At 65.3% G+C, this 21,492-nt stretch carries 20 protein-coding genes; 7 read left to right on the top strand and 13 right to left on the bottom strand.

Going from position 1 to position 21,492, the window contains the following annotated elements:
• Positions 1-117: 117 nt before the first annotated feature.
• A complete protein-coding gene (locus EB815_RS29335) occupies positions 118-1,764 on the top strand; it encodes an acetolactate synthase large subunit (RefSeq protein WP_056564666.1) in 1,647 nt (548 codons plus the stop codon).
• Positions 1,765-1,808: 44 nt separating this feature from the next.
• On the opposite strand, the gene EB815_RS29330 is transcribed toward EB815_RS29335, so the two are convergent.
• The 8 genes from EB815_RS29330 to EB815_RS29295 all read right to left on the bottom strand — a co-directional run bounded on the left by EB815_RS29330 (position 1,809) and on the right by EB815_RS29295 (position 10,875).
• Complete coding sequence (locus tag EB815_RS29330; RefSeq protein WP_056564662.1) at positions 1,809-2,978, bottom strand: substrate-binding protein; 1,170 nt, start codon at positions 2,976-2,978, stop codon at positions 1,809-1,811.
• An 81-nt stretch (positions 2,979-3,059) separates the two neighbouring features.
• Positions 3,060-3,761 (bottom strand): ABC transporter ATP-binding protein, encoded by a 702-nt coding sequence (locus EB815_RS29325; RefSeq protein ID WP_056564660.1) that lies wholly within the window; start codon positions 3,759-3,761, stop codon positions 3,060-3,062.
• Positions 3,762-3,763: 2 nt separating this feature from the next.
• Positions 3,764-4,468, bottom strand: coding sequence for an ATP-binding cassette domain-containing protein (locus tag EB815_RS29320; RefSeq protein WP_056564657.1), 705 nt, complete (start codon positions 4,466-4,468; stop codon positions 3,764-3,766).
• On the bottom strand, positions 4,465-5,451 hold the full coding sequence (locus EB815_RS29315) for a branched-chain amino acid ABC transporter permease (protein WP_056564654.1): 987 nt from the start codon (positions 5,449-5,451) through the stop codon (positions 4,465-4,467). Before EB815_RS29315 ends, EB815_RS29320 begins: the two co-directional genes overlap by 4 nt.
• On the bottom strand, positions 5,448-6,305 hold the full coding sequence (gene urtB, locus EB815_RS29310) for an urea ABC transporter permease subunit UrtB (RefSeq protein WP_056565717.1): 858 nt from the start codon (positions 6,303-6,305) through the stop codon (positions 5,448-5,450). The genes EB815_RS29315 and urtB overlap by 4 nt, the downstream gene beginning before the upstream one ends.
• 4 nt (positions 6,306-6,309) lie before the next feature.
• Positions 6,310-7,431, bottom strand: a complete 1,122-nt coding sequence (locus tag EB815_RS29305) for a class II histone deacetylase (protein WP_056564651.1) — start codon at positions 7,429-7,431, stop codon at positions 6,310-6,312.
• An 85-nt stretch (positions 7,432-7,516) separates the two neighbouring features.
• Positions 7,517-10,177 carry a LuxR C-terminal-related transcriptional regulator gene (locus EB815_RS29300; protein WP_244493908.1) on the bottom strand — a complete coding sequence of 887 codons (2,661 nt, stop codon included), beginning with the start codon at positions 10,175-10,177 and terminating at the stop codon, positions 7,517-7,519.
• A gap of 50 nt (positions 10,178-10,227) precedes the next feature.
• Entirely contained in the window at positions 10,228-10,875 is a 648-nt protein-coding gene (locus EB815_RS29295; protein WP_245303316.1) for a GNAT family N-acetyltransferase, read from the bottom strand.
• A 177-nt stretch (positions 10,876-11,052) separates the two neighbouring features.
• Here EB815_RS29295 and EB815_RS29290 point away from each other — a divergent pair, with 177 nt between their 5' ends.
• Genes EB815_RS29290 through EB815_RS29275 form a run of 4 tightly spaced genes read left to right on the top strand, consistent with a single transcriptional unit; the run spans position 11,053 to position 15,414 of the window.
• Positions 11,053-12,354, top strand: coding sequence for an ArgE/DapE family deacylase (locus EB815_RS29290; RefSeq protein ID WP_056564646.1), 1,302 nt, complete (start codon positions 11,053-11,055; stop codon positions 12,352-12,354).
• Positions 12,351-13,409, top strand: a complete 1,059-nt coding sequence (locus tag EB815_RS29285; RefSeq protein ID WP_056564644.1) for a phosphotransferase — start codon at positions 12,351-12,353, stop codon at positions 13,407-13,409. Before EB815_RS29290 ends, EB815_RS29285 begins: the two co-directional genes overlap by 4 nt.
• Entirely contained in the window at positions 13,410-14,720 is a 1,311-nt protein-coding gene (locus tag EB815_RS29280; protein WP_056564642.1) for an aspartate aminotransferase family protein, read from the top strand.
• 16 nt (positions 14,721-14,736) lie between these two features.
• Positions 14,737-15,414, top strand: a complete 678-nt coding sequence (locus EB815_RS29275; protein ID WP_056564639.1) for a GntR family transcriptional regulator — start codon at positions 14,737-14,739, stop codon at positions 15,412-15,414.
• Between the two features lie 5 nt (positions 15,415-15,419).
• Here EB815_RS29275 and EB815_RS29270 read toward each other — a convergent pair whose 3' ends face one another.
• From EB815_RS29270 to EB815_RS29250, 5 genes are read right to left on the bottom strand one after another with little or no spacing between them, the layout of a single operon-like run.
• Positions 15,420-16,724 (bottom strand): NAD(P)/FAD-dependent oxidoreductase, encoded by a 1,305-nt coding sequence (locus EB815_RS29270; protein WP_056564636.1) that lies wholly within the window; start codon positions 16,722-16,724, stop codon positions 15,420-15,422.
• On the bottom strand, positions 16,721-17,704 hold the full coding sequence (locus EB815_RS29265; RefSeq protein WP_056564633.1) for a branched-chain amino acid ABC transporter permease: 984 nt from the start codon (positions 17,702-17,704) through the stop codon (positions 16,721-16,723). The genes EB815_RS29270 and EB815_RS29265 overlap by 4 nt, the downstream gene beginning before the upstream one ends.
• Positions 17,701-18,609, bottom strand: a complete 909-nt coding sequence (locus tag EB815_RS29260) for a branched-chain amino acid ABC transporter permease (RefSeq protein ID WP_056564630.1) — start codon at positions 18,607-18,609, stop codon at positions 17,701-17,703. The genes EB815_RS29265 and EB815_RS29260 overlap by 4 nt, the downstream gene beginning before the upstream one ends.
• On the bottom strand, positions 18,606-19,355 hold the full coding sequence (locus EB815_RS29255) for a branched-chain amino acid ABC transporter ATP-binding protein (RefSeq protein ID WP_056564628.1): 750 nt from the start codon (positions 19,353-19,355) through the stop codon (positions 18,606-18,608). Before EB815_RS29255 ends, EB815_RS29260 begins: the two co-directional genes overlap by 4 nt.
• A complete protein-coding gene (locus EB815_RS29250; RefSeq protein ID WP_056564625.1) occupies positions 19,352-20,152 on the bottom strand; it encodes an ABC transporter ATP-binding protein in 801 nt (266 codons plus the stop codon). Before EB815_RS29250 ends, EB815_RS29255 begins: the two co-directional genes overlap by 4 nt.
• Positions 20,153-20,278: 126 nt before the next feature.
• Here EB815_RS29250 and EB815_RS29245 point away from each other — a divergent pair, with 126 nt between their 5' ends.
• Positions 20,279-21,013, top strand: coding sequence for a GntR family transcriptional regulator (locus EB815_RS29245; protein ID WP_081294765.1), 735 nt, complete (start codon positions 20,279-20,281; stop codon positions 21,011-21,013).
• Entirely contained in the window at positions 21,010-21,492 is a 483-nt protein-coding gene (locus tag EB815_RS29240; RefSeq protein ID WP_056564620.1) for a DUF3830 family protein, read from the top strand. The genes EB815_RS29245 and EB815_RS29240 overlap by 4 nt, the downstream gene beginning before the upstream one ends.

The raw sequence follows: 21,492 nt of genomic DNA, 5'->3' as shown, positions 1-21,492 counted from the left end.
AGACGCGGATTCGGGTCTCTTCTGCAAAATGAGTGCGCGCTTCAGGTCTTTGAGGCGGCGTTCCGGTGCCATATGAAGGTGGCTGACGGAATGTGCGCACTGCAGGAGAGACGGTTCATGACCAAGGGTTCGGATCTGTTCGTGGCGGCCCTCGAAAACGAAGGGGTCGAGCGGATTTTCGGCATTCCGGGCGAGGAAAACCTGGATATCGTCGAATCCATCCGCCGCTCGTCGATCCAGCTGATCCTGACCCGCCACGAGCAGGCGGCGGCCTTCATGGCCGCTACCTACGGCAGGCTCACCGGCAAGCCGGGCGTGTGCATCACCACGCTAGGCCCCGGCGCGCTCAACCTGACGACCGGCGCGGCCTATGCGCTGCTCGGCGCGATGCCGATGATCATGATCACCGGCCAGAAGGGCATCCTGTCATCGCGGCAGGCGCGCTTCCAGATCGTCGATATCGTGGCGGCGATGAAGCCGCTGACCAAGCTGTCGCGCCAGATCGTCTCGCCCAAGATGATTCCCTCGCTGGTGCGTGAGGCCTTCCGCGTCGCGCAGGAGGAGCGCCCGGGTCCGGTGCATCTGGAATTGCCGGAAGACATAGCGGCGGCCCAGTGCGATCCGGTCGCGTTGGTGCCGACGCATCCGGTCGACCTGCCCATCGCCGGCGCGGACGCGCTGGATCGGGCTGCCCGGATGATCATGGAGGCGAAGCGCCCGCTGTTGATGTTCGGCGCGGCGGCGTCGCGCCCGCGCGTGACCCCGGATATCGCTCAGTTCGTGCTGCGCACGCAGATACCCTATTTCACCACACAGATGGGCAAGGGCACCGTGCCTGGCGGCACCGAACTCTACATGGGGACGGCGGCGCTCTCGGAGCGCGACTATGTGCACGAGGCCATAGAACAGGCCGATCTGATCATCACCATCGGTCACGACACGGTCGAGAAACCGCCCTTCATCATGGGCACCAACGGGCCGAAGGTGATCCATGTCGGCTATCACTCAGCCGATGTCGAGCAGGTCTATTTCCCGCAGGCCGAGATCGTTGGCGACCTTGGCCCCTCGCTGGCGCTGCTGGCCGATCGCGTCGAAGGCAGGATCCCCAATGCGCGGGCCTTGCTGCCGCTGCGTGAAGGCATTTTGAGCCGCATTGCCGCGCGCGCCACCGAAGACCGCTTCACGCCGCAGCGCATCGTCCATGACGTGCGCGCCGTGATGCCGGCGGACGGGATCCTCGCCCTCGACAACGGCATGTACAAGATCTGGTTCGCGCGCAATTACCGCACGCGCATGGCAAACACGCTGCTGCTCGACAATGCGCTGGCCACCATGGGCGCCGGCTTGCCGTCGGCGATGATGGCGGCACTGCTCTATCCCCAACGCCGCGTCATGGCCATTTGCGGCGACGGCGGCTTCATGATGAACAGCCAGGAACTGGAGACCGCCGTCCGGCTCAAGCTGAACCTTGTCGTCCTGCTGCTCGAAGACCATGCCTATGGCATGATCCGCTGGAAGCAGGCGGTCGACGAGTTTCCGGATTTCGGCATGACCTTCGGCAACCCCGATTTCGTCAAATACGCCGAGGCCTATGGCGCCAGGGGAACCAGGGTCGGCGAGATCGGCCAATTGCGGCCGGCGCTGGAACAGGCCTTTGCCGGCGGCGGCGTGCATCTCGTCGTCGTGCCCATAGACTATTCCGAAAACACCCGTGTGCTTGTCGACGAACTGCGCGAGCGGCTGCCGGCGCCCCAGAAGCCCTGACGGCGGCGGCAACGCCGCCATCAGGGTTGGTTGGGTGCGAGGGCCTACACCTTGCAGTAGGGCGTGACCGGCGCGATGGTGCCGAAATCCTTGGCGATCTCGTAGCTGATGCCGTCGGCCGCCGCCTTGCCGACATAGGAATGGCAGAGCGTGTGGTTGTTGGAGGCGTCGACGCGGATCTTGCCTTGCGGTGCGTCGAACTCGATGGTCGGCAGCGCCTTGAGCACATCGTCGTCCTTCAGCGATCCGGCCTTCTCGGCGGCCAGCGCATAGAGATGCAGGCCGTTATAACCGGCCTCCCCGATGCCGTTGACCATCTTTTCCTGGCCGAATTTTTCGCGGAAGCTCGAGATGAATTTCTTGTTCACCGGATTGTCGAGCGCCATCCAGTAAGGCTGCGGCGCGTAGGTGCCGGCGGCGACGCCGGGCGGCAGCGCGTCCTTGTTGAAGACCTCGTCGAGCGGCGCGATCAGCGGCTGCTTGATGTCGAAGCTGCGATACTGCTTGAGCTGGGTGACAGCGTCGTTGCCGACCACCATCGACCAGACGACATCGGGCTTCAGCGATTTGATCTTCTGGAAGGCCGGGCCGAAATCGGTGGTGCCGAACGGATAGTAGTCGGCGCCGATGATCTTGCCTCCAGCCTTCTCATAGGCAGCCGTGATCGCCTCGGTCATCTTCTGCGGCCAGGCATAGTCCGAGGCCATGATGTAGATGGTCTTGCCGAGGTTCTCGGCCACCCAGGGCATCATCGGGTCGACCTGCTGCATCGGGATCGGGCCGGTGGCGACAAAATAGCGGTTGCATTCGCCGCCCTCGAAATTGGTCGGGTAGAAGAACAGCTTCTTGGCCTTCGATGTCACCGACAGCGTCGCACTGCGTTCGGGCGAGATGATCGTGCCCATGATCACGTCGACCTTGTCCTCATTGAGGAGCTTGCGTGCCTTGTCGATGGCGCCCTTGGTGGTGGTCTGGTTGTCCTCGATGAACAGCTCGACCTGGCGGCCGCCAATGCCGTTGGCGGCGTTGAGTTCGGCGGCGGCGAGCTTGTAGCAATTCAGCAGCGTCTCGCCGAGGATCGCCTGCAGCCCGGTGATCGGGATCGACAGGCCGACCTTGACGGTGTCGGCGGCGCGCAGGATCGAGGGCGCGCCGACCATGGCGAAGGCGGCGGCAGCGCCGCCGGATTTCAGGACAGTTCTTCTGCTTATCATTTTTGTGTTCCCTTCCAGTCCAGGCGCGCCCCATGCACGCCTTACAAAGCCAACAGGTCCCTGGCGCGCTTCAGCCGCGCCTCACAGGGCCAACAAATCCTTCAGCAGGCTCTCGTCGGCGAACGCCTCCGGCGTGCCCTCATGCACGATCCTGCCCTTCTCCATCACCAGGCAGCGGTCCGCCGCCTTGAGAACGAGATCGAGATTCTGCTCGACCAGAACGATCGCGATGCCGCGCTCGCGGGCGATCCGCGGCACCAGTTCGGCGATCGACTGCACGATGTTGGGCTGGATGCCTTCCGAGGGCTCGTCGAGCAGCAGCACCGACGGCAGGCCGCACAGCGCGCGGCCGATCGCCAGCATCTGCTGTTGGCCGCCCGAGAGCGTGCCCGCGATCTGTGCCTCGCGTTCGCGCAGGATCGGAAAATAGCCGAAGATGTCGGCCGCAATGCCGCCGTCGCCGCGATCGCGGGCGGCCCGTGTGCCGACTTCCAGGTTCTGCCGCACGGTGAGTTGGTTGAAGATGCCCCGGCCTTGCGGCACATGCGCGATGCCCGCCCGGGCGCGGCGGAAGGCCGCTGCATTGGTGAGATCCTGGTCGCCAAGAACCACGGCGCCGCCGCTGGCCCTCAAAGCGCCGGCGATGACGCGCAACAGCGTCGTCTTGCCGGCGCCGTTGCGGCCGAGCAGGCCGACGACTTCGCCCGGCGCCACGCTGAGGTCGATGCCGTTCAGCACCGGGAGCGGGCCGTAGCCGGCCGAGACGGCAAATGTCCGCAACATGGTCAGCGTCTCCCCAGATAGACGTCGCGGACCATTTCGTCGGCCTCGATTTCGTGGAAGGGACCGCTGCGCAGCCGACGCCCCTGGTGCAGCACCAGCGTCTCGCAGTTCAGCGCCCGCACGAAGCGTATGTCGTGCTCGACGGCGACAATCGAGAACTCGCCCTTGAGCCGCAGCAGCATCTGCGCGGTCGCCATCGTTTCCTGCGGCGTCATTCCGGCCGTCGGCTCGTCGAGCAGCAGCAGCCGTGGTTCGATCGCCAGCGCCATGCCGATCTCCAGCCATTGCTTCTGGCCATGCGCCAGTTCGCCGGCCAGCGTGGCGGCTCGATTGGTGAGCGCCACCAGCTCCAGCAATTCGCCGACCGGGCGAAGCGGCGAGGGCGCACCCCACCGTGCCACCTTCAGATTGTCTTCGACCGAGAGGTTCGGAAAGACCGACGGGATCTGGAATTTTCGCGCGATCCCGAGCCGGGCGATGCGGTGCAGCGGCAGGCCGGCAATGTCGTGGCCGAGGAGGCGCACGCTGCCGCTGGACGGGCGAAGCGTGCCGGTCAGCACGTTGAGGAAGGTGCTCTTGCCGGCGCCGTTCGGCCCGATGATGCAGCAGAGTTCCTTGTCGCGCACCGTCAGGTTCAACCCTTCCAGCGCCTGGAGGCCGCCGAAGCGGATGCCGACATTCTCGGCTTGAAGCAGCACGTCGCTCATTGCGCCTGCCTCCTGCCTTTGAACAGGCTCTTCAGCCGTGCGTAGATCGACAGGATGCCGTCCGGCAGCACGAAGACGATGATGACGAAGACGCAGCCGAGCAGCAGCGGCCACAGGCTCGGATTGAAGCTGCTGATTGTCTGCTGCGCGCGCTGGATGGCGATGGCGCCCAGCACCGGGCCGAGCAGCGTACCGCGCCCGCCGACCGCCACCCAGACGATGACTTCGGTCGACAGAAGCAGGCCGGACAGATCGGGGGCCACCAGCCCGGCCATGCAGACATAGAGCGCGCCGGCGAGCCCGGCGATCGCGGCCGACAGGACGAAGGTGAGGAGCAACCGTAGGGGTGCGTTGTGTCCGAGCGCGGCAGCCCGGACCTCATTGTCCTGGATGGCGGTCAGCACCGTGCCCCAGCGGCCGCGGCTGATCGACCACAGCGCCAGCACGACCACCGCGACGATGCATGCAACAAAGATGTAGCTGGGCAGATCCTGGCTGAGATCGACATGCATCCCGCCAAGATCGAATTCGATCGGCGGGATGCCGATAAGGCCGCTGTCGCCGCCCGTGACCGAACTCCAGGAGATCGCGGCCTGCTGACAGATAACGCCCATGGCGAGCGTGACGATGGTGAAATAGCTGCCGCGGATGCCGCCGAAGAACAGGAAGTAGCCGATGATGGCGGCCACGAAGGCGGCACCGGCCACCGCGCCCATGATGCCGAGCAGGCTGCCGAAGGGGATGGCGTCATTGAGCGTGATGAGCGCCATGATGTAGCCGCCGATGCCGAAGAAGGCGGCGTGGCCGAAGCACAGGATGCCCGTGCGGCCCCAGAAGAAGTCGAGGCTGGCGGCAAACAGGCCGAAGATCAGCGCATCGCGGATCACCGTCAGCTGGTAGCCGTCGGCGAAGAAGGGATAGACGATGGCGAGTACGGCGCAGACGGCGAAGATCAGCAGCCAGTTGCGGTCCCGGGCGATCATCGCGACGCTCCGTTGAACAGGCCGTTGGGCCGCAGCCGTACGGCGACAATGGCTGCCAGCAGCACGATCGCCTGCGCCAGCGACGGCGAGATCTGGTAGTTGAGCACGCTGGTCAGGCCGCCGACGAAGACGCTGCCGGCGACGAGGCCGCCGATCGAGCCGACACCACCGACAATGACGACGAAGAAGGCATTGGCGAGATAGTTGACGCCCATCTGCGGCAGCACGATCGCCAGCGGCGCGACCAGCCCGCCGGCGAGCCCGGCGATGGCCGCGCCGAAGGTGAAGGCGATGGCGTAGGTGCGCCGCGTGTTGATGCCGACGCCCTCGGCCATTTCGCGGTTCTGGATGACGGTGCGGATGTCGAGGCCGAACGATGTCCGGCTGATCAGCAGCACGACGCCGAGCAGGGTCAGCATGGCGATGGCGATCAGGATCAGCCGGTAGGCGGGATAGACGGTGAAGAAGAGGTCGAACGTGCCCTCGATCGGCGGCGTCACCGGCTTGGCGCCGAGACCGAAGGTCAGTTCCAGCCCTTGCTGCAGGATCAGGCTGACGCCCCAGGTGGCAAGCACGGTCGAGACCGGCCGCGAATAGAGATGGCGGATGATGGCGAATTCCAGGAGGCAGCCGACCACCGCGCCGGCGATGGGGGCGGCGGCCAGCCCCAGCCAGAAGGAGCCGCCGATGCTCTGGACGAAATAGACCGCGAAGGCGCCGACCGTGACGAACTCGCCATGCGCCAGATTGGTCACGTTCATCAGGCCGAAGCTGATCGCCAGCCCGAGCCCGACCAGCATCAGGATACTGATCAGCGTCAGCGCGTTGAGGAGCGTGGTAACCAGAAAATCCATCGCGTCAGGCAGCACTTGCGAGGCGTTGGCGCAAGCCGGCGAGCAGGCCCTCGGCGGCATCGATCACCGCGGCCTGATGCGGCTGCAAGTCCTGCCCGGCCCACTCGTCGATATGATCCGACAGGGGATCGGCCACTTCGGTGCGGTGGTTTGCCAGTGTCTCGATGACGGCATGGCCGCAGAACGGCACATAGCCTTCGGAATAGCCGCCTTCATGGGTCATGACCAGGCGTCCCTGTGACGTCTCGGCCGCGAGCGCCACCATGCGCGCGGCAAGGCGCCGGAAGCACTCGCTGTTGAGCATCATGCGGCCGAGCGGATCGAAGCCCGACGCATCGAAACCGGAAGCCACGATGACGAGGTCCGGTTTGAAGGCACGCAACGCCGGGGCAACGATGCGGTCGAAGGTCGCTTCATATGCGCCGGTGCCGCTGCCGGCCGGCAGAGGGATGTTGATGTTGTAGCCTTCACCTTCATCCTTGCCATTATCGGCCAGCGCGCCGCGTCCGGTCGGGTAGAGATTGTCCTGATGCAGCGAAATCGTCAGCACCGACGGGTCGGAATAAAACACCGTCTCGGTGCCGTTGCCGTGATGCACGTCCCAGTCGACGATCGCCGCGCGGCCGAGCAGGCCCTCGTGCTGCAGCCGGCGCACGGAGACGCCGATGTTGGAGAACAGGCAGTTGCCCATCGCCTGGTCGGGCTCTGCATGGTGACCCGGCGGGCGTGCCAGCGCATAGGCGTTGTCGACACGGCCAGTGAGCACGGCGCGCATTGCCGCATAGGTGGTGCCGGCGGACAAGAGGGCGATGTCGAAACTGTTGAGGCCGATCGGCGCCTGCGGCCCAGCGAAGCCCGAACCGCGCTCGCTCAGTGTCCTGATATCGTCGACGTGGCGCTGCGTGTGCACGCGCAGCAGGTCGTCGACCGTCACCGGCTCGGGGATGATCGGCACCAGATGGCGCCCCAGGCCGCTGACCTGGATCAGGTTGTTGAGCCGGCGCTTCGACCCGGGCGATTCCAGATGCCGTCCGGGTTCCACGAAACGGCCGGGAGGCATCATGTCGGCGCTGGAGCCGGTGTCATGCCACATCAGCTGTTCGTGAAAAACGTAACCTGTCGCCATACGCAGCGTCCTCTGCAATCCCGGATGACGCTAGCAGGCTAACGATGCCATGGCCCGACCCGAAAGAGGGGGTTGGGCCAGACGTCTATGCCCCTCCTTTCGAAGGGGGCCGAAGGTTGGCGGCCGCCTGCGCGGCGCGCACGGCCTGGACTCGGTTCGATACGGAGAGCTTGCCGAAAATGTTCTTCAAATGCCATTTCACCGTTGTTTCGCCCACCGACAGCGCGACCGCGATATCGCGGTTGGACATGCCTTCCGACAGGTAGCGCAGCAATTCGGACTCGCGCTGGGTGAGCTGTTCCTTTTCGGGCGCGGATGCGGCCGGCTTGCGCGTTGGCACAGGCATGGTCTGCGCGGCATGGATGATGCGCGTTGCATAGGCCGACAGGGACGGCTCGGTCTTCGCTTGCGCCGCGCGCAGCCGCATCAACCCTTCCATGACAGGCCTGCCCTCGTCGACGAAGGAGCGGATGAAGCCGGAAGGCTGGGCAAGGCGCAACGCTTCGAGAAGATAGCGATCAGCTTCGCGCTGGTCGTGGCCGGCGCTCCTGGCGCGCAGGATCAGCGCCAGTATGTGGCGGCGCATGCGTCCGCTGCTTTTCGTTCGCTCCAGCAACGTGTCAAAAATGGCCGCTGCCGCTGCGTAGGATTTCTCCGCCGTCAGCAGCCTGCCTTCGGCGAAGAACTCGAATTCATTGGCGACGGTAGGGGCGGTTTCAGCGCTTTCGCGGCGATGCTCGCTCAGCAGAGAGCGCGCCTCGGCGACGCGGCTCTGGTCGATGAGCAGCCGGATGCGGTCATGCACCAGCACCGAAGCGAGGCGGCGATAAACGGAACCGCGCACACGCTGGTAGACGCGCTCCAGCATGTCGAGGGCCGCGTCGCCACGACCGGTCAGCTGCAGCACACGAGCATAGGTCGGCACGCTGGCCAGCGGATAGACGATGACGGCGGCGCCCTCGATCAGCGGCCCGAGATTCTCGACCAATGTCAGCGCCTCGCCGGATGCGTTGGTCTCATAGGCGAGTTCGGCAAGCAGCGTTCCGGCAAGCGCCTCGGCATATGAGTTCGCGCCGATCCGCGTCCTGGCCTCGATGATCGTGTTGCGCAGCAGCCGTTCGGCGGCGGGCAGGCGGCCGGCCGAACGCTCGATGACGGCCATGTAGCAATTGGCGATGGTGACGCCGAGCAGGCTGCCGCTTCGCTCATGCGCCTTGCGCGCGGCGTCGGCCGCAGCCCGAGCCCCTTCGAGATCGCCCAGCGCATAGAGATTGTAGCCGATGACGTTGGCCGTCGCACCCTCCATGAACCAGGCGTCCGGCGCGATGATGCGCAGGGCGGACAGCGCGGTATCACGCGCGGCCTCGAACTGCTCCAGCGTGCTGTGCACAGCGGCATCGAGGACCGCGATCTCGGCCTCGATGGTGGTGCCGGTCAGCGTGCCGGGATCCTTGCCGTCGGCCGGCCCGGTTTCGACGAGCTTGCGCGCATTGGCGAGCGTCTGCTGGGCAATTTCAGGCTGGCTTGAGTGCACCGCCAGCCACAGCACGATGAGTTGCAGCCGGATGCGCTGGTCGACCAGCTTCCGCGGCAGCAGTGCCAGCAACTGCCGCACATAAAGCAGCTGGCACTGGGCGATGAGTTCGAGCGCATTGTTTTCGACGAACACCGCTGCGCGCGCCTGGTCGCCGGCAGCGAGCGCGTGTCCGATGGCTTCGGTCAGCATCTTGCGTTCGCCGAACCATTCGGCGGCGGCCAGGTGCAGGGGAGCGATCATCTCCGGTTCGCGCCGTTCCATTTCGCGGCTGAGGAAGTCATGGAACAGATGATGGTAGCGGAACCAGCGCCGCTCCTCGTCGAGCGGCACCAGGAACAGGTTGCGGCTCTCGATCTCTGTGATGTCGGCCTCGGCGTCGGCCGCGCGCAATACTGCCCGGCAGGCCTCGGCGCTGAAGCGCTCGAAGATCGAACTGTGGAGCAGGAACTTCGCCAGGGCCGGCGGCAGCTCCAGGAACACTTCCCCCATCAGGAAGTCGGCGACGTTGCGGTTGGCGCCGGTGAAATTGCCGATGACGGTTTCTGGCGTATGCGCGGCGCTCAGCGACAGCGAGGCGAGCTGCAGGCCGGCGGCCCAGCCTTCGGTCCGTGAACACAAGGTTTCCACCGTGCCGCTGCTGACGCTCAGGCCCAGCTTGTCGTTGAAGAAGGCCTCGGCCTCGGACGAGGCGAAGCGCAGATCGTCCGGGCCGATTTCGAAAACGTCGCCAAGCACCCTGAGCTTGCCAAGTTGCAGGTCTGGCAGGTTGCGCGAACCGATGACGAAGGCGGCGTTGGCCGGTGCCTGCCTCGTCAGGCGCTCCATGAACCGCTTCACCACCGGCGCCTCGATGGCGTGGTAGTCGTCAAAGAACAGGGTGATGTCGGCGTCGCGCGCCGCAAGACCCGCTACAAGGGCCGATAGCACGACGTCGAGCTGCGGGATCGGGCTCGACTGGAAGGCGAGGTCGAGTTCGGCGGGATTCTGGACGAGATGGCGCAACGCGCCCACCAGATGCGACAGGAAGGCGCCTTCGTCATTGTCCGTCGCCTCGCAGGAGAACCATGCGGTTAGTCGGCCCAGACGCGCGACTTCCGCGGCCCACTGCGCCATCGTCGTCGACTTGCCGAAACCGGCGGGCGCGGCGAACAGAACGATGCGCGTGTCGATGTGCCGCTCCAGCCTCGACAGGATGCTTTCGCGCCGCACCCACCGGCGATGGTGAGACGACGAAAGGCTGGCAGGTTGCGAAGACGGTCTCATCTGGCGCCGGGCACCCATTCCGTTTCGATCAACGGGATTTGCGGGGCCACATCGCGCGGCAAGGTTCCCTTGATCCGGGGATCGTCGGTGATTTCGAACCCCGCCGCAAAGGGTTCGAACCCGCAAGCTCGGTAGAACCCGATGACGCTGTGATGGTCTATGCTGCTGGTGTGCAGCCAGATACGCTCCGGGCCGAGGCGCCATGCCTGGTCGAGCGCTCCCGCCATCAGCCGCTTGCCGAGACCCCGGCCGGTCAAGGCGGGGAACAGGCCAAAATAGGTGATCTCGATCTCGTTGCCGTCCGCCACGCGGAATTCGGCCATGCCGACATGGCCGCCACGTTCATCATGGCCGTAATAGAGATGCTGGCGCGGGTCGGCGAAATGCGCGGCGACTTCAGCATCCGACATTTCGGCGGCGCGATCCCAGAGCCAGGGAGCGCCGATCTCGAGGAAGATCGCGCGGTAGGCGGTACTGTCGGGCTTGGTGATCCGGGTCATTGCCAGGGGTTGAGCGAGACCCGGCACCGGTGCGCGCGCTTCCATCCATGTCACGGCATTGACGATCTTGCCGGCCGGCACGCGCCGGTAGCCGGACGAGAGAACGGTGATTTCATCCGGCAATGGGCCTTCGGTGACCAGCATCTGTCCTCGATCTTCGCCATGCGGTTTCGCCAGCATGCAGGAAGCTGATGCCAACTCTGAGCCCGCCTGCCAAGAGGTTCCCGGGTTGGGCCATGGTTTTGGCCCGACCTGTCTCCTTGCCTTTCCAGGAAATGGCATATGAGATATGATACACCATTCACGAGAAAGCGGAATATCATGCCTGAGCGAATTGCCGACGAAGCCATTTTGCGCGCGGTCGATGACGGCTTCGCACGACAAGTCGCATTCCTGGCGGACCTCGTGCGCTTTCCCTCCCAACGCGGCGAGGAACACGCGGCGCAATCCTTCATGGCGGCGGCCTATGAGGCCGATGGTTATGCAGTCGATATGTGGCGTGTCGATGTCGATGCGATTCGCGACCTGCCGGGGTTTTCTCCCGTGGCGGTGTCCTACGATGACGCCTTCAATGTCGTTGCCACCCACACGCCGAGAAACGCCACCGGCCGCTCGCTGATCCTCAACGGCCATATCGACGTGGTACCCACGGGGCCGCTCGACCGTTGGGTGCGCGATCCCTACGATCCCGCCATCGAGGATGGCTGGATGCATGGTCGCGGCGCCGGCGACATGAAGGCAGGCCTGTCGGCTTGTCTCTACGCGCTGGCCGCCTTGCGCGGCCTCGGCTATCAGCCGGCCGCCAACGTGTTCCTGCAGTCGGTGGTCGAGGAAGAGTGCACCGGCAATGGCGCGCTTGCCTGCCTGCAGCGCGGCTACCGCGCCGATGCCGCCTTCATTCCCGAACCGCTGGAACCGCGATTGATGCGCGCGCAGGTCGGACCGATCTGGTTCAGGGTCGAGGTCGACGGCGATCCGCAGCATGCCTCGGGGGCTTTCTCGGCCGGCGCCAATGCCATCGAAAAGGCCTTCGTCATCATCCAGGCACTGAAGCAGCTCGAAATCGTCTGGAATGCGCGCAAGGTCGATGATCCGCATTTCTGCAATCACCCGCATCCAATCCGCTTCAATCTCGGCAAGATCGAAGGTGGCGAATGGACATCGAGCGTTCCGGCGCGTTGTGTCTTCGAGATGCGGGTCGCGACCTATCCCGGGCAGAAGCTCGAAGATGCCAGGGCCGAGCTCGAAGCCTGCATCGCCGATGCGGCCCGTGCCGATCCATTCCTGGCCAATCGCCCGCCCAAGATGACCTATAACGGCTTCATGGCCGAGGGCTATGTACTGGAGGGCGCCGACGAGATGGAAGCCGTGCTGCGCCGCAGCCATGTCGCCGTGTGGGGCGAGCCGCTGACGGAACACGTCACCTCGGCGACGACGGATGCACGCTTCTTCGGCCTCTATGCCGATACGCCGGCGATCGTCTATGGCCCGATCTGCCGCATGCCGCATGGTTACGACGAGGCCGTCGATCTCGATTCGGTGCGCAAGGTCACCCAGACCATTGCACTGTTCATCGCCGACTGGTGTGGCCTCGAGCCCATCGATCCGGAGGTGAGCGCATGAATGCAGCCGTGCCCGACGGTTTCGGTGAAACGCTCGCCGAGGACGCGCCTGACGTTTCGATCGCCGACGCGCTAGCAATCTTGCGCCGGCACTACGGCCTCACCGGCAGCGCGCGTCCGCTGCCGGGCGAACGCGACCACAATTTCCACGTCCAGACCGAAGGCGATGGCGAGTTCGTCCTGAAGGTTTCCCACCCGGCAGAGGAGGCTGGCTTCACGGACTTCCAGAACAGGGCGCTCGACCACATCCTTGCCGTCGACCCGACCTTGCTGGTTCCTTCGGTGCGCAAGAGCCTGGAGGGCGAAGCGCAGTTCACGGTCGGCGTCGGCGGATCGGCGCCCCGCATCATCCGGCTGGTCACCTATCTGCCCGGCCAGTTGCTGTCGCGCTCGCCGACGTCGGCGGCGCAGGATCGCAATCTCGGTATCTTCCTCGCCCGCCTTGGCCGGGCACTGCGCGGCTTCTTCCATCCGGCGGCCGGCAGCGACCTGCTCTGGGACATCAGAAAGGTCGCCAAGACACGGCCGATGATGGCGCATATCGCCGATGCCGGCCATCGGGCCATGGTCGAGCGTGTGATGGATGCCTTCGAGGCGCATGCGGCGCCGGTCATCCCGAGCCTGCGCGCCCAGATCGTCCACAACGACATGAATTCCTACAATGTGGTGATGGACGCTTCGCGGCCGGAGGTCGTGACCGGCATCCTCGATTTCGGCGACATGATCCATTCGCCGCTGATCTGTGACCTTGCCATCGGCGCCGTCTACCGCTGGCCGGCGCAGGGGCATCCGCTCGCGCCCGCCGCGCGCTTCGTTGCCGGCTACCAGTCGGTGCAGCCGCTCGAGGCCGAAGAAATCGGCATCCTTTTTGATCTGATCCGTGCCCGCCTTGCGCTCATCGCCAACATCGCCAGCTGGCAGGCCGAACGGTTCCCGGCCAAGCGCGACTATGTGCTGCGCCTCATCACCGAGGTCTGGGCCTCGCTTGAACGGCTCGACGGGCTGTCGTCCGCGGATGCCCGCCGCTTTTTTCTAGATCATTCCAATCCGGAGTAGATGCTCGTGTCCCAGTCCTCGCCATATCCTGCAAATGCGGTACCGACGGCATCCGAGCAAGCCCTGATCGAGCGCCGCGCCAGGTTGCTTGGGCCGACCTACCGCGCCTTCTACCGCAACCCGATCCACCTGGTGCGCGGCAGCGGGGTCTGGCTCTACGACGCGCAGGGGCGCAAATTCCTCGACGCCTACAACAATGTCGCCTCGGTCGGGCACTGCCATCCGCGCGTCGTCGAGGCGCTGTCGGGCCAGGCCGCCACGCTCAACACGCACACGCGCTATCTCAGCGAGATCATCCTCGACTACGCGGAAAAACTGCTCGGCACCGTTCCGGCCCATCTTGGCCACGCCATGTTCACCTGCACCGGAAGCGAGGCCAATGATCTCGCCATCCGCATCGCCCAGCATTCCACTGGCAACAGCGGCGTCATCATCACCGACTTCGCCTATCACGGCGCGACGATCGCCACCGCGCAGCTGTCGCCTGCGGCGGTCGGGGCGAAGGGCGTGCCCGCGCACCACCGGACCGTGGCCGCGCCGGACACGTTCCGCGACCATGGCCGCGTCGCGCATGATTTCGCCAGGAATGTCGCCGCCGCCATCGAGGACATGCGCGCGCAGAATATCCGTCCGGCGGCGCTGCTGCTCGACTCGGCCTTTTCCAGCGACGGCATTTTCTTCCCCGATGCGGCGGTCATGCGCGAGGCGGCGGATCACGTCAGGAAAGCCGGCGGCATCGTCATTGCCGACGAGGTCCAGTCCGGCTTCGGCCGGCTTGGCCAGGGCATGTGGGGTTTTGTCAATTATGGCCTCGAACCCGACATCGTCACCATGGGCAAACCGATCGGCGACGGCCATCCGATGGGCGCGGTGCTCGTGCGGCCGCGGCTTGTTTCATCCTTCGGCTCCAACACCGGCTACTTCAACACCTTCGGGGGCAATCCCGTCGCGGCCGCTGTCGGCATTGCCGTGCTCGAGGTGATCGAGGGCGAGGGTCTGATCGAGAATGCGCGCAATGTCGGTGCCTATACCGGCGACCTGCTGCGCGCGCTGCAGGGCCGGCACGGCATGGTGGGCGATGTCAGGCACAACGGCCTCTATTTCGGCGTCGAACTGACCGCCGACGGCGACGAGGCGCTGGCCGCCAGCAAGACATCGGCGGTCGTCGAAGCCATGCGCGAGGATGGCGTGCTGATCTCGTCCTGCGGTCCGCGCGGCAATGTGCTGAAGATCAGGCCGCCGCTGCCGTTCGCCAGGGACAATGCCGAGCAACTGGCCGAGACGCTCGATCGCGCTTTGTCGAATTGGTGATCGGAACGCGGCGCGCATGCTGAAGCTCGAACATCAAACCCTCAACGACCGCGCCTATGGCGCGCTCAAGCAGGAATTGATTTCGGGCGGCTTCAGCCCAGGCCAGACGCTGGTCATCCGCAAGCTCGCCGAGACCTTCGGCATTTCGACGACGCCGATCCGAGAGGCGCTGCAAAGGCTGGTCGCCGAGCGACTGCTCGAGATGCAGAACAACCGTTCGGTCATCGTGCCCTTGCTATCCGTGCCTGCCTTCGAGGAGCTGACGCGCATCCGCATCGCCGTCGAGGGGCTGGCGGGCGAGATGGCGGGGTCGCGGATCGCCGAAAGCGGGCTGGCCGACATACAGGCCACGCTCGCCGGCATGCAGGGCGCCATCGAGGCTGGTGACGCCAGGGCCTATCTCGCGCTGAACGAGGCGTTTCACTTCGCCATCTACCAGCATGCCGGTGCGCCAATCCTGTTGAACATGATCCGCGATCTCTGGGGCAGGGTCGGGCCGTATCTCAAGCTGCTGATGCAGGCCGATCGCTATATTCCGCAATCGAACGACGCGCATCGCAGGATTGTCGCCGCATTGGAGCAGCGCAATGGCCCTGACGTTCGAGCATTCCTCGAAGAGGACATCGCCGTGGCGGCCGCGATTCTCGCCGAAAATCTTCGCACGACCGATCGATCGTCCGCAGACCGGACATGATCGCCTTATCGGGTTTCGTCCAACCGGTCGCGCAACATGCTCCAGCCAAGCAGCATGTTGGGCGCGTGCCGCAGCAAAGCGTGGAACGGGATCGGTGCCGGCAGCCCAAAGGGCAGCGGCAGATCACGCGCCTTGGTCCCGGCGGCCCAGTCGGCCAGCACCTTGCCCATCGCCGTCGTCATGGCAATGCCACGTCCGTTGCAGGCGCGACCGGCGATCAGCCCTGGTCCAAGATCCAGAAGGTGCGGCAGGAAATCCGGTTCGACCGCTGCCATACCCGACCAGCCATAGGCAAGCGGCGGCAGGTCCGGCAAATCGAGATGTCGGGCGAGCCGCCGCCAGATCGCTCGTGGCACGCGCGTATCGGCGCCGGCGTTCAGAATATGCATGCCGCCGCTGATCAACCGGTTCTCGGCATCGAAGCGGAAGGTGAAGAGATTGCGCCTGGTGTCGCCGACGCCTTGCCCGCCGGGGAGCAGCCGTGTGCGCACCTCGCGCGGCAGGGGCATGGTCGCGATCTGGAAGACCTTCAGCGGAATATAGGTCCGTTGCAGCAACGGATTGAGCGACCCGCCATAGGCGTTGGTAGCGACCAGCACCTTGCCGGCACGCACCGAGCCCGATGGCGTTTTCAGCGACCAGCCATCGGCCACACGGTCGATCGACGCAACGCGCGTCCGTTCGAAGATCCTCGCGCCAGCCTTCTCCGCCGCATCGGCGAGCCCGCACGCATAGGCAACCGGATTGAGCACGCCGCCCGAACGATCCATCCAGCCGCCGACATAGCCGCGCGCGCCCGTCAGCGCCCCGACGTCCCGCCGATCCAGGGTAACGGCTGGCCGGCCGCGCCGTGCCCATTGCCCGGCGCGCGATTTGACCTTCTCGAAAGCTGCCGCTGAATGCGCCGGCTGGATCCAGCCGTTCTGCACGGCGTCGCAGTCGATGCCGTGCCGCCGGATCAGGTCGAAGACAAGGTCGGCGCTGCCGGCGGCAAAGTCGATCAGGCGTTCACCGCGCTCGAGGCCGAGATGTGCAAGGATGTTGTCCGGGTCCATCTTGGCGAAGTTCGGCACGATGAAGCCGGCATTCCGGCCTGTCGCCCCCCAGGCGATGATTTCGGCTTCCAGGACCGCGACGGAAAGTCCTTTCCCCGCGGCATGCAGTGCTGTCGAGAGGCCGGAAAAACCGCCGCCGACAATGGCAAGGTCCACATCGATCTCGCCCTGTATTGGCGACCGCTGGCGGCGGTCGCGGCTGACAGCGTGCCAGAGCGAAACGCCCCGTGCCTCGTGCCGGGTCACGGCATTCATGAGCCGGAACTGCCCTTGGTCGCGGCCGCCTTTGCTCGCTTGTCCAGCCGTGGCCGCCGTGGCCTGTCGCCAAACAGTCCGTTCGGCCGGATCAGCAGGATGACGCAGAGCATGACGCCGATGGCGACGATCTGCAGCGAGGCCGCGCGCGCCTGCTGCTCGGGCGCAAACAGCACGCTGGTCAGCGTACCCGATCCGGCCCATATCCCCCACACCAGGACGCTGCCGATCACGGCGCCGAGATTGCTGCCCGAGCCGCCGACGATCAGCATCACCCACACCTGGAAGGTCAGGATCGGCAGATAGTTGTCCGGCGCGATGAAGCCGGTGAAATGCGCCTGCAACGCGCCTGCGAGCGCCATGATTGCGCCACCGACGGCAAAGGCCTGGACCCGGTAGAAGCGCGCGCTCTTGCCCAGCGAGATCGCCGCTCGCTCGTCCTCGCGCAGCGCCTTCAGCACGCGTCCCCACGGGCTGCGCGACAGATGCTCCAGTGAGAGATAGGCGATCAGCGTCACGACGCAGATAACGGCAAGGTTCGACAGGTTGAACAGCAGCGGCGTCTCGGCAAGGCCGCCGAAGGGACGAGGGATGAAGCCGATGCCGAACGGCCCGCCGGTGAGCTTCTGCGCATTGAGCGCGACCAGTTGCACAACGACGGCGACGCCGAATGTGGTGATCGCCAGATAGTCGGACCTGAGCCGCAATGTCGCCATGCCGGTGAGCGCAGCGGCGATACCGCCGACGACCATGGCGCCCAGCCAGCCGACAAGGATCGGCAGGCCGAAACCGCCAAGCCGTGCCGCATCATCCGGTGTGGTCAGCAAGGCCGAGGTGTAGGCGCCGATGGCGACGAAGCCGGCAAGGCCGACATTGAACAGCCCGGTCAGCCCCCACTGCAGATTGAGCCCCAGTGTGACCAGGGAAAAGATCAGCGCGGTGGTCAGGAAGAAGGCGCCGTAACCGATGAGATCGATCATCTTTCCCGAACTCCGAAAAGGCCGATCGGCCGCACGAACAGCACCGCCATCAGGATGATGAAGGAGACGGCGGCGCGCCATTCGGCGCCGATCAATTGCACCGCCCCGGCTTCGGCGAGCCCGATGATCAGGCCGCCGAGCACGGCGCCCGGGATGCTGCCGATGCCGCCGAGGATGGCCGCGGCGAACATCGGCAGCAGCATGTCGAAGCCCATGAACGGGCGGATCTGCACCAGGATGCCGATCATCACGCCGGCGACGCAGGCCAGCGCCCCGCCGATGATCCAGGTGACGCGCACCACGCTGGCGACGTCGATGCCGACGATGCGTGCCAATGCCGGGTTCTGACTCAATGCCTGCATGGAGCGGCCGGTCTGCGTGCGCGTCATCAACAGATGCACGCCGAGCACGAGTATGGCGGTCAGCAGCAAGAGCGCGATCTGGTCGGGGGTGATGCGGATGCCGAAGCCGACCGGCATGGCGATCTGGATCGCCCGGCTGAAATAAGTCGGCCGCGAGGTGAAGGTGAATTCGAGCAAGCTTCTGAGCGCCATCGAGGCGCCGAAGCTCGCCATCACAACGATGATCGCTTGTCCTTGCGAGCGCAGCCGCGAAAACAAGACCTTGTCGAGCAGCAGCGCCAGCAAGGCGGTGAAGGCCATGCCGACGACCAGCGCAACCAGGAGCGGCCAGCCGAAGGACAGCGGCGCGATGGGTGCTACCTTGCCGAAGGTCGCACCAATGGCGCTGACAACGGCCAGCGTCGCGTATGTGCCCCAGGCCATGAAGTCGCCATGGGCGAAATTCGAGAAGCGCAGGATCGAATAGGTCAGCGTCACGCCGATGGCGCCAAGGCCGATCATCGAACCGGTCAGCAGTCCGTCGACGACAAATTGCAGGCTCATGCCGCGCCTCCCTTGCCGACGTGAGAGGGGCGCTGGCCGAGATAGAGTTCGGCGACCACAGGATCGTTCCACAGTTCGGAGGCAACACCCTCGTGCCGGTCCTTGCCCTCGACCAGCACATAGGCGCGGTCGCCTATCGCAAGCGCCGCCTTGGCGTTCTGTTCGACAAGAAGGATGGTGACGCCGGACTTGCGGATGCCGGCCAGCATCTCGAACACCATCGACACGAATTTTGGCGACAGGCCGGCCGACGGCTCGTCCAGCACCAGCACCTTGGGATGGACGATCAGCGCCCGGGCGACTGCCAGCATCTGGCGCTGTCCGCCCGACAGATTGCCGGCGGCGGTGCGGCGCTGCCGGACGAGGTCGGGGAAGGCGGCGTACATCTCGTCGATGCGGCCGGGGATTTCGCGCCGTTCGAGGACGCCGCAGGCAACCCTGAGATTGTCCTCGACCGACATCAGCGGGAAGATGTTCTCGGTCTGCGGCACGAAGGCCAGGCCAAGCCTCACCATGGTGTGGGCGGGCGCGGCGGTGATGTCCTTGCCGTCCAGGAACACCGTGCCGCCTGTGATCGGGACAAGGCCGGCGATCGCCTTGATGAAGCTCGATTTGCCGGCGCCGTTGGGGCCGAGAACGACGACGATCTCGCCCTTGCGGACAGTGATCGAGGCGCCGCGCACGATCGGCACGCCGGGTTCGTAACCGGCCTCGAGATCACGGACATCGAGGACGGTCTCGCTCATGCGGTGCCCCCGAGATAGGCCTCGATGACACGCGGGTCGCGGGCGACTTCTTCCGCCGTGCCTTCGCTGAGCAACTGGCCGCTCGCCATGACCAGCACGCGGTGGCAAAGCCGCGTCACCATGTCGATGTTGTGTTCGATCAGCAGGAAGGTGATGCCGCGCGCGTTGATGTCGCGGATGCGGTCGATGATGACCTCCAGCAGGGTCGCGTTGACGCCGGCGGCGGGTTCGTCGAGCAGGATGATCGCCGGATCGGCCATCATGACGCGGGCGAGTTCCAGCAGCTTGCGCTGGCCGCCGGACAGCACACGCGCCGGCTCATGCGCGAGATGGGTGAGGGTGACGAGATCCAACAGGTCCAGCGCCTTCGCCCTGGCCGCTTTTTCCTCCGCCGCCACCCGCCACGGCGTGACGAAGTTGGCGAGCAGCCTTTCGCCGGCCTGGCCCTGCGCGGCCAGCATGATGTTTTCGATCAGCGTCAGATTGGGCAGCGGGCGCGGGATCTGGAAGGTGCGGCCAAGGCCACGGCCGATGCGCAGATGCGCGGCTTCGCCGGAGACGCGCACGCCATTGATAAGGATGTCGCCGCTGGAAGGCAGGATACTGCCGGCAAGCAGGTCGAACATCGTTGTCTTGCCGGCGCCGTTCGGCCCGATCAGGCCAAGGATCTCTCCTGCTTTGACGTCGAACGAGACATCGTTGACGGCGACAAGGCCGCCGAACCGTCTGACAACCCTGCTTGCTGTCAGAACCGACGCACGGGCCTTCTGCCCCTGGCGCTCCGCTGCCTCGCTCATCAACCCTCTGGCCGGAGACGGTCGTTGCCGTCCCCTGGTTTTTGATTTGTGATCACACTTGCGTTGATCACGCTATTCGGCTTTAATTTCGTCCGCAAGCCGAAAACCGGCCAGGAACGGGATTCCATGCAAAAGGCTGCCATCGAAAAGAACAACGAGGCGATCGCTGCCCAGCTTGCTCCGGTCGGCCGCGAAACCGTGCAGGACCGTGTCTATTCGGAATTGCGCCGCGCCCTGATCGGCGGCCTGTTCGAACCGAGCCAGGTGCTGACGATCCGTGGGCTTGCCGATGCGCTGGTCACGTCGACCATGCCGGTGCGCGAGGCGCTTGGCCGGCTGATCACGGAGAAGGCGCTCGAAGCGCTGCCCAACCGCTCGGTGCGTGTGCCGCCGATCACGCTGGAACGGCTCGACGATCTCCTTCGGGCCCGCATCCTGATCGAGGGTGAGGCGATCGCGCTGGCCGCCGCCCGCATGGGTTCGCGCCAGATCGCCACCATCGAGACCATTCTCGGCGAATGGGACGAGATGCGGGCGCTGAAACACAAGAAGGATGTCGATCGCGAAGTGACGCTTAACCAGAGCTTTCATTTCGAGATCTATCGCTGCTGCGGTTCGGCGGTGCTGATCCCGATGATCGAGAGCCTGTGGCTGCAATCGGGGCCATGCATCCGCGTGGCCATCTATGCGTTCTCGGAGGCCGGCGAGGTCGACACCGCCCATTACCACCGCCGCATCGTCACGGCGCTGGCAACGCAGGATGCACAGGCAGCGCGCGAGTCGCTGGTCGCCGACATCAGCCGGCCTTTCACCTTCCTGCGCAGCAAATTGCAAGCCGCCGCCGCGAAGGATCAGACATGACCGCCATCAGAATCACCGAGCCACGCTCGAAGCTTGCGGTCACGGCGCTGTTGCTGCCCGAAAAGGCGCCTGAAAACGCCGCCTTCCTCAAGGCATATCTCGACACGCCGCGTGTCGTTCCGGGCATCCACGCCATGTGGACGGGACCGGAAATTTCCTGCCCGGTTCCCGCCGCCGATATCGAGGGGCAAGCCTATGCCAGGCCATTGCCGGCTGAGAACGCGACGTTGACGCCGCAGCCCGGCGATATCGTGCTGTCCTATGTGCCGCCGCGCATGTGGGGCGGCAATCCCAACGCGATCTTCGACATCGGTCTGTTCTATGGGCAGGGCGCGCGCCTGCTGTTCCCGATCGGCTGGCTGGCCGGCAGCGTGGTGGCTCAGGTGCGAGCCGATCAGCGCGACCAGTTCGCCGTTGCCTGCGGGGTGATCCGCCGCAACGGCGCCTGCGACATCACCTTCAGCCTGGTGGAGGCCTGA

It is taken from the genome of Mesorhizobium loti, from assembly GCF_013170705.1.
Classification (GTDB): Bacteria; Pseudomonadota; Alphaproteobacteria; order Rhizobiales; family Rhizobiaceae; genus Mesorhizobium; species Mesorhizobium loti_D.
Note: the sequence above shows the minus strand (reverse complement) of the source record. Positions and strands in the feature narration are given on the sequence as shown.

Excerpts from the sequence above, each read along its gene's own strand:
- EB815_RS29335 (WP_056564666.1), top strand. The coding sequence starts at position 118 with ATGACCAAGGGTTCGGATCTGTTCGTGGCGGCCCTCGAAAACGAAGGG.
- EB815_RS29330 (WP_056564662.1), bottom strand. The coding sequence starts at position 2,978 with ATGATAAGCAGAAGAACTGTCCTGAAATCCGGCGGCGCTGCCGCCGCC.
- EB815_RS29325 (WP_056564660.1), bottom strand. The coding sequence starts at position 3,761 with ATGTTGCGGACATTTGCCGTCTCGGCCGGCTACGGCCCGCTCCCGGTG.
- EB815_RS29320 (WP_056564657.1), bottom strand. The coding sequence starts at position 4,468 with ATGAGCGACGTGCTGCTTCAAGCCGAGAATGTCGGCATCCGCTTCGGC.
- EB815_RS29315 (WP_056564654.1), bottom strand. The coding sequence starts at position 5,451 with ATGATCGCCCGGGACCGCAACTGGCTGCTGATCTTCGCCGTCTGCGCC.
- urtB (WP_056565717.1), bottom strand. The coding sequence starts at position 6,305 with ATGGATTTTCTGGTTACCACGCTCCTCAACGCGCTGACGCTGATCAGT.
- EB815_RS29305 (WP_056564651.1), bottom strand. The coding sequence starts at position 7,431 with ATGGCGACAGGTTACGTTTTTCACGAACAGCTGATGTGGCATGACACC.
- EB815_RS29295 (WP_245303316.1), bottom strand. The coding sequence starts at position 10,875 with ATGCTGGTCACCGAAGGCCCATTGCCGGATGAAATCACCGTTCTCTCG.
- EB815_RS29290 (WP_056564646.1), top strand. The coding sequence starts at position 11,053 with ATGCCTGAGCGAATTGCCGACGAAGCCATTTTGCGCGCGGTCGATGAC.
- EB815_RS29285 (WP_056564644.1), top strand. The coding sequence starts at position 12,351 with ATGAATGCAGCCGTGCCCGACGGTTTCGGTGAAACGCTCGCCGAGGAC.
- EB815_RS29280 (WP_056564642.1), top strand. The coding sequence starts at position 13,410 with ATGCTCGTGTCCCAGTCCTCGCCATATCCTGCAAATGCGGTACCGACG.
- EB815_RS29275 (WP_056564639.1), top strand. The coding sequence starts at position 14,737 with ATGCTGAAGCTCGAACATCAAACCCTCAACGACCGCGCCTATGGCGCG.
- EB815_RS29270 (WP_056564636.1), bottom strand. The coding sequence starts at position 16,724 with ATGAATGCCGTGACCCGGCACGAGGCACGGGGCGTTTCGCTCTGGCAC.
- EB815_RS29265 (WP_056564633.1), bottom strand. The coding sequence starts at position 17,704 with ATGATCGATCTCATCGGTTACGGCGCCTTCTTCCTGACCACCGCGCTG.
- EB815_RS29260 (WP_056564630.1), bottom strand. The coding sequence starts at position 18,609 with ATGAGCCTGCAATTTGTCGTCGACGGACTGCTGACCGGTTCGATGATC.
- EB815_RS29255 (WP_056564628.1), bottom strand. The coding sequence starts at position 19,355 with ATGAGCGAGACCGTCCTCGATGTCCGTGATCTCGAGGCCGGTTACGAA.
- EB815_RS29250 (WP_056564625.1), bottom strand. The coding sequence starts at position 20,152 with ATGAGCGAGGCAGCGGAGCGCCAGGGGCAGAAGGCCCGTGCGTCGGTT.
- EB815_RS29245 (WP_081294765.1), top strand. The coding sequence starts at position 20,279 with ATGCAAAAGGCTGCCATCGAAAAGAACAACGAGGCGATCGCTGCCCAG.
- EB815_RS29240 (WP_056564620.1), top strand. The coding sequence starts at position 21,010 with ATGACCGCCATCAGAATCACCGAGCCACGCTCGAAGCTTGCGGTCACG.